General features: G+C 57.5%; 8 protein-coding genes and 1 pseudogene. 6 read left to right on the top strand and 3 right to left on the bottom strand.

Annotated elements, in window-relative coordinates; all coding sequences use genetic code 11:
* Window positions 1-313 precede the first annotated feature (313 nt).
* From RCH09_RS18965 to RCH09_RS18955, 3 genes are all read left to right on the top strand, one after another.
* On the top strand, window positions 314-886 hold the full coding sequence (locus RCH09_RS18965; RefSeq protein WP_326942710.1) for a DsrE family protein: 573 nt from the start codon (window positions 314-316) through the stop codon (window positions 884-886).
* A 76-nt stretch (window positions 887-962) separates the two neighbouring features.
* Complete coding sequence (locus RCH09_RS18960) at window positions 963-1,781, top strand: OBAP family protein (protein WP_326942709.1); 819 nt, start codon at window positions 963-965, stop codon at window positions 1,779-1,781.
* Window positions 1,782-1,859: 78 nt separating this feature from the next.
* Complete coding sequence (locus tag RCH09_RS18955) at window positions 1,860-2,012, top strand: hypothetical protein (RefSeq protein ID WP_326942708.1); 153 nt, start codon at window positions 1,860-1,862, stop codon at window positions 2,010-2,012.
* Between the two features lie 109 nt (window positions 2,013-2,121).
* On the opposite strand, the gene RCH09_RS18950 is transcribed toward RCH09_RS18955, so the two are convergent.
* The 3 genes from RCH09_RS18950 to RCH09_RS18940 all read right to left on the bottom strand — a co-directional run bounded on the left by RCH09_RS18950 (window position 2,122) and on the right by RCH09_RS18940 (window position 5,010).
* Window positions 2,122-3,042, bottom strand: a complete 921-nt coding sequence (locus RCH09_RS18950; protein WP_326942707.1) for a hypothetical protein — start codon at window positions 3,040-3,042, stop codon at window positions 2,122-2,124.
* A gap of 94 nt (window positions 3,043-3,136) precedes the next feature.
* The gene (locus tag RCH09_RS18945; protein WP_326942706.1) at window positions 3,137-4,501 is read right to left on the bottom strand and encodes an IS1182 family transposase; all 1,365 of its coding nucleotides are present in this window, start codon (window positions 4,499-4,501) and stop codon (window positions 3,137-3,139) included.
* 260 nt (window positions 4,502-4,761) lie between these two features.
* Window positions 4,762-5,010, bottom strand: coding sequence for a hypothetical protein (locus RCH09_RS18940; RefSeq protein ID WP_326942705.1), 249 nt, complete (start codon window positions 5,008-5,010; stop codon window positions 4,762-4,764).
* Window positions 5,011-5,342: 332 nt separating this feature from the next.
* On the opposite strand from RCH09_RS18940, the gene RCH09_RS18935 reads away from it, so the two are divergent.
* The 3 genes and pseudogenes from RCH09_RS18935 (at window position 5,343) to RCH09_RS18925 (ending at window position 8,987) form a co-directional block, all read left to right on the top strand.
* Window positions 5,343-6,878 carry a carbohydrate porin gene (locus RCH09_RS18935; protein ID WP_326942704.1) on the top strand — a complete coding sequence of 512 codons (1,536 nt, stop codon included), beginning with the start codon at window positions 5,343-5,345 and terminating at the stop codon, window positions 6,876-6,878.
* 35 nt (window positions 6,879-6,913) lie between these two features.
* Window positions 6,914-8,554, top strand: a pseudogene (locus tag RCH09_RS18930) (Nramp family divalent metal transporter).
* Window positions 8,555-8,636: 82 nt separating this feature from the next.
* Window positions 8,637-8,987 carry a hypothetical protein gene (locus RCH09_RS18925; RefSeq protein ID WP_326942703.1) on the top strand — a complete coding sequence of 117 codons (351 nt, stop codon included), beginning with the start codon at window positions 8,637-8,639 and terminating at the stop codon, window positions 8,985-8,987.
* Window positions 8,988-9,047 lie beyond the last annotated feature (60 nt).

The raw sequence follows: 9,047 nt of genomic DNA, 5'->3' as shown, positions 1-9,047 counted from the left end.
TCGGCGTTGTGCTTGTTTGGCATCGGTTCGAATCAGTAAAATTGTGGCCGCATCCTACCATCAACCACTTTTTAATCCTGAAGTGCACCAACGCCTCGTTCTCAACTAATGTGGGCCGAGGCGGATGTAATCAGGCTGTTCTCAATTAAAGTGGTCTCGTTCTCACTTAATGTGGGCCGGAGCGCTCGGATATTCTCAGCTAATGTGGTCCCGAAAAGCCGATGTAATCGGGTCGGGGCGCCGATGTAATCGGGCCGCTACACATAGGCCTAACTTTAGGCCTTTTCAATCATCTTTTTCCAAGAGGTTCCTGATGCAACAACGTCTTCGAATGCGAGCCGCTACAGCAGCGGCTGCAACGGCACTTCTCCTCGCCATGACCACTGGGCTGACGCAGGCGCAGACTCAAGCGCCGGCGGGGACTGCCGTTCCGGGTTTTGGTGCCACCCATACCGCCCCGCGTGCTGCTGAGCATCCGAGTAAGTCGCTTCGCTACAAGGTGCTGTTCAGCGTCACCCAGGGCAACGACGATACGACAAAGCCGAATGCGAGCCTCGAAAAGGTGGCGCGCTTCATAAATCTGCTGGCGGCCGATGGTATTCGACCGGTTGCTGGCGATGTGGTGGCAGTGATGCACGGCAAGGCGACGCCGATCGTGATGGACGACACCGCGTACCGCGCCCGCAACAACGGTGCTGCGAACCCCAACCTTGAACTGATCGACCAACTTAAGAAAGCAGGTGTGTCCGTTCGAGTGTGCAGCCAGGCCCTGGCCGCAGGGTCGATTACGCCAGAAGCCGTCGACAAGCGGGTAGAGATCGATGTGGCGGCGTTGACGACGTTGGCCAACTTGCAGTTGCGCGGCTACGCGCTGATCCCCGATTGATGCACTCGCGCGTGCACCACCACCGCCAATTCACACGAGTGCGCCGGCAGCCGCTCGTAACAAGGAGAAAGTCGCAATGAAACCAACCCGCCTGGCAATTAAGCCGATCACCGTCTCGGCTTTCATGGCAATGCTTCTGCTGCAATCTGCTTCTGCCCAGACGGACGTGCGAAACGCGCCGCCTGGCGCCGACAAGAGCGTCAAAACGCGCATACTTGAATTGGGGGCCAAAACCCTTCAGGGCAACAGGCCCGTTGACATCCTGGACATCTACCTCGACGGCTTTCATCCGATGAAGGACCACCCGGAAATGCAGATGGAGGCGCACCACTTCTGTCATCAGGTCAACGAAGATTTCGCGCAGTGCACGCTGTTCGACGGCAATACGAAGAGCGCCAACCTCAACGGTATCGAGTACATCATTTCGGAGAAGGTGTTCGCCACGCTGCCCGCGGCGGAGCGCAAGTACTGGCACCCGCACAACGGCGAGATCCTATCTGGGCAACTGGTCGCGCCGGGCATTCCCTCGGTAGCCGAGAAGGCTCTGATGAAAGGCAAGATGAACAGCTACGGCAAGACATGGCACGTGTGGAACACCGGTATGTTCGGCATGCAGGCCGACAAACTTCCGCTCGGAGAGCCGATGCTCGCATGGTCGTTCAACCGGGACGGCGAGCCGCTTCCTGGCATCGTTGAACAACGCGACAAGCGCCTGGGCATCGACAGCGCAAAACTTCGTCGCGAGCGCTCGGATCTCGAACGGTTGGCGCGCCCGCAGACGGGTGTCGACGATCTGAAAGGAAAGTTTGCCCGGCCGACTTCCGACATTCCTGGTGTCTCCGATCCGAAAAAGGGCGGGAATTCGACCAATGCGGCGTCGGGCGCGTTGCGCTGACGACTCGTTCACTACCAGGAGCCACGATGAACCGGTACACAAAACACTTTTTTGACTTCGACCACCCTGTTATTGAGCATGGTTGCGAGCTGGTCGACACCGGCGACTGCACAGGAAGCGATCAATGTCTACGGCCCCGGTGGGCCGGCCCCCGCAATGCAGGAAGCCGGCAAAGCCTTTGGCTCGGCGAACCAAGTGAGCGTCAACGTCGCCGTCGGTCCGACGGCGTAGTTCAAAAACGGCAATTTTAGGGTTACACGGGCGAGCGGCATACTTCCACGGTCGCAATGGAATTTCGATGTGACGTGATTTGGTCCGGGAGGCTTTCGCCTCCCGCAGCTCAGGCTCGCTGCGGCTGAAGCGGCCCCATGCCGAGAAGCCTGAGCCAGTGAGGATGGGCTTGGCCGGTCATCAGCTGGGCCGGACTTTTGCCGACCCGCTCCGGGACCCGGCTGCGCAAGTAGCTCCGATGGTTCAGGAAGAACTGAAGAAGATCCAGGTACGAGCTGCCGAGCTGACGGCGCAAGGTGAAGTAATTGCGCAGCCTGGAGTTCAGATTTTCGACCAGTGCGCTTGAGCGCGGTGTCTGTGCCATAGCCTGCGCCACGGCGTCAACGACTGCCAGGAATTTAGTTCCCATCTTGGCGCGCAGCCGGTTCCAGCCTTGCCAGTACGCCGGCGAGGTGCTCGGCTTGCGGTGCAGTACACACACGGCACGCACGAGATGTTCCGGCAACTCGTGAGCGCGTGCGATCGTCGCCAGCTTGTCGTCGAGTACACCGGCGAACGCGAGCAGGTCGTCGCGCTGGTTTTGCAACGCAAAGCGCACCGGCCGAATGCGGCGGTAATCGTCGGACTCGCGTCGGCCAAGCTCGGCGACGATGAAGTCGAACAGACCTATTCGGATGTCTAAGCTCGGACCAGCCAACGCCAGCACGTCGTGGGCGATCCAGGCGGTGAGCGTTCGGATGTCGTCGGCCAGAGCATGCGCTTCACGCTCGACCGGCAAAGCGAGCGCGATCCGGTCGGCAAGGTCCGGATCGCGGCGTGTTTTTCCGGTCTTGGCGTGCAGCTTCTTGCGCCGCGACTTTGCACCTTTGGCGATGCTGGCCAAGGTGTCGGCCAGGGCCTCGCACTGATGCTGAATGTGGAATACGTCGCCGTGACAGGGCTTGTCGGGTTCTGTCGTATTAACGGAATTCGTTGGGCCGATCAGATAGACTACGGTGCCCGAACCTAGCAGCCTGTCGGACTTGAGCAAGCAAAGCACAGTCAAGACCTGAATTTGTTAAAAAAATAGGCAGAGATATCCATATATTGGTGATTTTTACGGCTTCCCGCCTCGATTTCCTTGCTTACCCACATTCAGGACGGAGTTTGGCCATCCGTTTTACATTCCATGCCAGACAAACCAGCTGCCATTCGCCACGCACTTTTTGTAAACCACGCAACGAGAATTGGCGAAATCCCATCACCGATTTGATGATGCCGAAGACAGGTTCGACGGTTTGCTTGCGTAAGGCATAGAGCGCTCGCCCAGCTTTCGTCTTCAGACGATGTCGCATTTTATCTGTCGGGCTGGCATTGTCTGGCAATGACGCCGGTTCGCTGTGGCGCTCGCGCCAATGAGGATGGTGCGCGTCTCGCGCTACCGCGATAAGTGGTTCCAGCCCTGCTTTCTCGCATGCCCGGATGTTCTTTTCACTGCAGAATCCGGTGTCGGCAATCAGGCACGTCACCTCGCCCAGGCTCTGGGACTGCGCCGCCAGGATGGCCAACATGGGTTCAACCTGCTCCTTGTCGTTGGTCGCTTGCGTGACCTGGGTGGCAATGACCAGCATCGTTGCCGCGTCCACACCCGCTTGCGCGTTGTAGGCTTGTTCGAAGCCGCCGCCAGCCGTGGGCATGATGCGGGATTCTTCATCGGTCAGATTGATCTGGTCGCTGTCCTTCGGGCCAGCTTCCGGCGGCTTGGGCGGCTTGCGGTTCGACTTTTTGCCGCTGTCTTTTTCCTTGACGGCACGCTGCGTCATCTTCTCGTCGTACTCTGCTTTTTCGCGTTCATAGCGCTCTTGGGCACGTGTCGCAATCTTGCGCTTGGCGTCGGCCATGACCGCAAGCCGATCTTCCCGTCGCTTGATTTCCTCGGGCAGGCTCACGCCATCCGGCACATCTGCTTGATCTGCCTTCTCGGCCAAAGCAAGCAATTCTTGCACTTCTGCTTTGAGCTGGACTTCCAGCTTCTCGATGTGGCCGTGTGAGAGGGCGCTATGGCGTGAGGCGTTGGCGTGCATCTTGGTGCCATCAAGACAGACAGTACCCAGCTTCAGTAATTTCATTTCCTGCGCCAGTGCCAGCACCTGCACAAACAGGGCTTCAAGCTCGCCGAGAAAGCGGCGCCGGAACGTGGCCAGTGTGTCGTGATCAGGATGGCTGCCGGCGCTAATGTAGCGAAACGCCACCGAGTCATAAGTGGCGCGTTCCAGTTTGCGACTGGAAAATACGCCGGTGGCGTAGTCATACACCAGGATCGCCAGCAGCGTGGCAGGGTGGTAGGCCTTCGAGCCTCGTCCAGCATACTGCCGAGTAGGAGTCGAGATATCCAGTTGATCAACTACTTCGACAACGAACCGTGCCAGATGATCTTCGGACAGCCAATCTTCGAGTGACGGTGGCAACAAGTAATCGGTTTTGCGATCAGTAAGGATGAAATTCGTCATCGTGAAAAGCGCTGGTGTGGATCGCTAGAATCTTCCCACGACGATTCATGCCGTGGGTTGAAGTCCGACAAACTGCTAGAAGGTCGCCCGTTTGCTGGCGCCTGCGTGCACGCGAACATCAGCAGGGTTGAAATATACCTGCTTCGCCTGCAACCTGATGGGGCGAGAACCCATCTGCTTTTTATGCTGCGACCACTGGCCAACGTCGGACTCCTGAATGCGGCATTGTGGCGCAGTGCAGTGTCGCGCTCGAGCCGGCATTAAGCAAATATCCCAACAAAAATACGCTCAGCTTTTGGCAAGTTTCCGCCACCCGACAGAGGCAACCCGCCTCCGGCAAGAACCATCAAACACGGCTGGTATGTCCCATTTTGCGTTGCGTCGGCACGTGTGTTCCGACCTGGCGCCATCCCCATTCTTGCGGAAGGTTCTTGCAAGTCAGGCGATGTGCAAAGTTTTTGAAATTCCGGCATTCCGCTCTTTACTTTTTCAAAAAACTCAGGGATCATTGATTCATTAAGATCAAATGGAAGTCTAAATGGACTCAGGCAGTTGTAGGCGACCTTTCGACTACACATTAGCGAGCTGTTGAGACACGTTTTCGGACCAACATGATGTTGGTGTCCACTGTCTCGACACTCAATGACGAGGCAGTGCGCACGCGAATCAGTTCGAGATTTCGGCTCGAACGCACTCTGTAGCGCCCTTCCAAAAAAATAATTGCGATTGCCCAGCATGGGTGTGCTTTTGCATGCCCGCGTCGGGTTCTCGCCGCGCGCTTGTGCCGGATTTTTAATCCGAGGCATCCGGCTGCGTGCGCACAAAAAAGGGAGTAACACCAATGCACCACACTACACACATTTCGAGCATCTACGGCACGCTGGTTTCCACCACGCAGCGTGATTTTGGCCACGTCACGCAAGCCCCCAAACAGGATTGGGCCGGTGTATTGCGCAGGTCTTTCATTGCTCTGGCAAGGCTGACGTTGCGGCATCCCGGCGTGCGGCATATTGCTCTCCTGACGCTGATCGCCATCACATTGCTGGGGTTGACACTGCCCTCAATGAGCGTTGCCGCTGACGCCGAACCGGTCGCAGTCGGCAAGACGGAGGCAACGCCGTCCAACGCCACCATCCCTGAAATGCAGCCGTGGGCCGTGCACGGCCAAGTGACGAATATCACGCAAAAGCATTCGCATTTCAATTCACCCTACAGCGGAGCAAACAGTCTCGATCCGGACGGCCGCATGGAGGAAACCACCGACGTCACCCTCTTCGCCGGGGTGCGTCTGTGGCAAGGTGCGGAATTCTGGGTGAATCCCGAAATCGATCAAGGCTTCGGCTTTAACAATACGCTGGGCGCTGCCGGCTTTCCGAACGGCGGCGCATACAAGTTGGGTTCGAATGCGCCGTACTTGCGGCTACCACGCGCATTTATCCGGCAGACTATTTCGCTCGGCGGTGAAGCGCAATTGATCGAGCCCGCCGCCAATCAACTGGGCGGCACCCGTTCGGCAAACAACCTGACGCTGACCGCCGGTAAATTTGCGGTCACCGATATCTTCGATACGAACGTTTACGCCCATGATCCGCGAGCGGACTTTTTGAACTGGTCGATCATCGACTCAGGACCATTCGATTATGCCGCCGACTCATGGGGCTATACCTTCGGCGGCGCGGTGGAGTGGACCCAGGACTGGCTTACCTTGCGCGGCGGCGTGTTTCAACTCTCCGAAATTCCAAATGGCAAAGTCACTGGGCTGCATCTCAATCAAAACGCCCTGATAGCCGAATTGGAAATGCGCCATCAGATGACAGGGCATCCCGGCAAGATCAAGCTGCTGGCGTTCCGCAACCACGGCAACATGGCCAGCTATCGCGAGGCCACGCAACTCGGCGTCGATACGGCTTCTGTACCCGATGTCGCTCTGGTTCGCCGGGTCGACTCGCGCTCCGGTTTCGCTGTCAATCTGGAGCAAGAAATTGCCAGTGACCTTGGTGCGTTTGCGCGGGTTGGCATGAATGGTGGCGACAAGGAAGCCTTTGAATTTTCTGACATTAACAATTCGATCGCGGCCGGCCTGTCGATCAAAGGTGACCGCTGGAGCCGCCACGACGATACCGTCGGCGTGGCATTCGCGGTTAACCGGTTGTCGGGCAGCGCGCGCGACTATTTTTCGGCGGGGGGCCTCGGCATCCTGGTCGGTGACGGCGCCTTGAATTACGGCAGTGAAAAAATTCTGGAAGCCTATTACACCTTACGCGCAAACAGTCATTTGGCTTTGACGCTGGATTTCCAACGCATCGCCAATCCCGCCTACAACCGCGATCGCGGTCCGGTCAACTTCGTCGCCCTGCGGGTGCATGGCGAATTTTGAGGAGTGCCGTTATGACTAACAAATCTGCATTGAAAATGGTTGAAAGCGTGCCGCCCTTGCACTCGGGGGCGGCACTCGACAGCGCTCACGTTGGCGACATTCGTGGCGCCTTCGGCACCATCTCGGTGAACGATACCGGCAAGCGCACCACCTGGATGGCGCGCTTCAAAACTCTGATGGCGATCATCGGGCCGGGTCTGATCGTGATGGTCGGCGATAACGATGCCGGTGCCTTCGGCACTTATACGCAAGCCGGACAGAATTACGGCACGACGCTGTTGTGAACCCTGATGCTGTTGATTCCGGTGCTGTACGTGAATCAGGAAATGGTGCTGCGCCTCGGTGTGGTCAGCGGTGTCGGTCACGCGCGATTGATTCTGGAGCGCTTCGGCCGCTTTTGGGGCGCATTCAGCGTGATCGATCTGTTCCTGGTAAATGCGCTCACCATCGTCACCGAATTTATCGGGATTTCGCTCGGCCTGACTTTCTTGGGTGTGCCAAAAATTCCCGGCGTGATCGTTGCTGCCTTGCTGATCATGATGGCGGTTAGTACTGGCAACTTCCGCCGCTTCGAGCGATTTTCGATGGTGCTGGTATTTGCCAGTTTGTTGCTAGTGCCGGTATTCATCATGGTGCATCCGCCCCTCGGGCAGGTCGCGCATGACTTTCTGGTGCCGGCCTATCCGCAAGGCGCCAAGCTGAGCGACATCATGTTGCTGGTAATCGGGATTGTCGGCACCACGGTCGCCCCCTGGCAGCTATTTTTTCAGCAGAGCTATGTGATCGACAAGCGCATCACGACCCGCTTCATCAAGTACGAACGCTGGGATCTAGTCCTCGGGATCGTGCTGGTGATCATCGGCGCGGTCGCGATGATGGCGTTTGCTGCCCACACGTTTGCAGGCAAGCCGGAGTTCGGCAACTTCGCCGATGCCGGCGCGGTGGCCAGCGGGATTGCCAAATATTTTGGCAAATTACCAGCTCAATTATTTGCCGTTGCGCTGATCGACGCCTGCATTATCGGCGCTTCGGCGGTCTCGCTGTCGACCGCCTACGCGGTCGGTGATGTGCTGTCGATGAATCACTCGCTACACCGCAAACCGAAGGAAGCCATCGGGTTCTACGCCGTGTATTTCATCTTGATCGTGATTGCTGCGGCCTTGGTATTAATTCCGGGTACGCCACTCGGTTTGCTGACAAATACCGTGCAAACGCTGGCCGGCGTGTTGTTGCCAAGTGCCTCGGTGTTTCTGCTTTTGCTTTGCAACGACAAGGAAGTTCTTGGTCCGTGGGTGAATGGTCGCAAGCTGAATATTTTTACCGCAGCGATTGTGGCGATCCTGGTGATGTTGTCGATCATCCTAACTGCAGCGGTGATCTTTCCCGACATCTCGGGCGAAGCGATTGTTGGCATTCTGCTGGGCGGCACGCTGATCGCGATTCTGGCGACGTTGGCGGTCAAGGTGGTGCAGGCCAATCGCGATCTGGCCGAGGTGACACCAGCGCCGGTCGAGCCGGTGCAGGAGAAGTCAGGCTGGCGCATGCCCTCGCTGGATCAGCTCAAGCCAATGAATCTGACGCTCGGTACGTTGGTTTGGATGGGCGTGTTACGCGGGTATTTGATCATTGCGATTTGCATGGTCGCGTACAAGGTGGTGCGGATCGCGTTCGGCTGACCGCATACCTACTCTTCGGCGGCGGTGGCCGGCGCGCTGCCGGCCCATTGCCCGATCCTGCAAGACCGAACTAGGAGTTGCAATGAACCTGATTACCTGTACCCCGCATGGGACAGCTGCCGCGGGCCGTGCTGCGCGCGTCCGCATCGACTGTTTGAAGCCGATCGAGCGCGATCGCTGTGTGAAATACGTCAGTAACAACAACGTGGACACGTCGCGCTTTGTGCGTTTGTACGAGGTCGCCAAGCGTGCCAGATTCGGCCAGTTTGAAGCGGATTTCACCCAGTTTGGCGCATCGGAAGAAGAGAACGTGATGGTGCGTCAGCTGTTTCGACAAGGCCTTAACTTCCATTTGCTGGAGCTTTTCTCGACCACACCGAGCGGGTTGACTGCACCGTGGCGTTGGTGCACTTCAGGATTAAAAAGTGGTTGATGGTAGGATGCGGCCACAATTTTACTGATTCGAACCGATGCCAAACAAGCACAACGCCGA

Source organism: Actimicrobium sp. GrIS 1.19 (genome assembly GCF_035984655.1).
Lineage (GTDB): Bacteria > Pseudomonadota > Gammaproteobacteria > Burkholderiales > Burkholderiaceae_D > Actimicrobium.
This window is presented reverse-complemented; position numbering and strand designations above follow the sequence as displayed.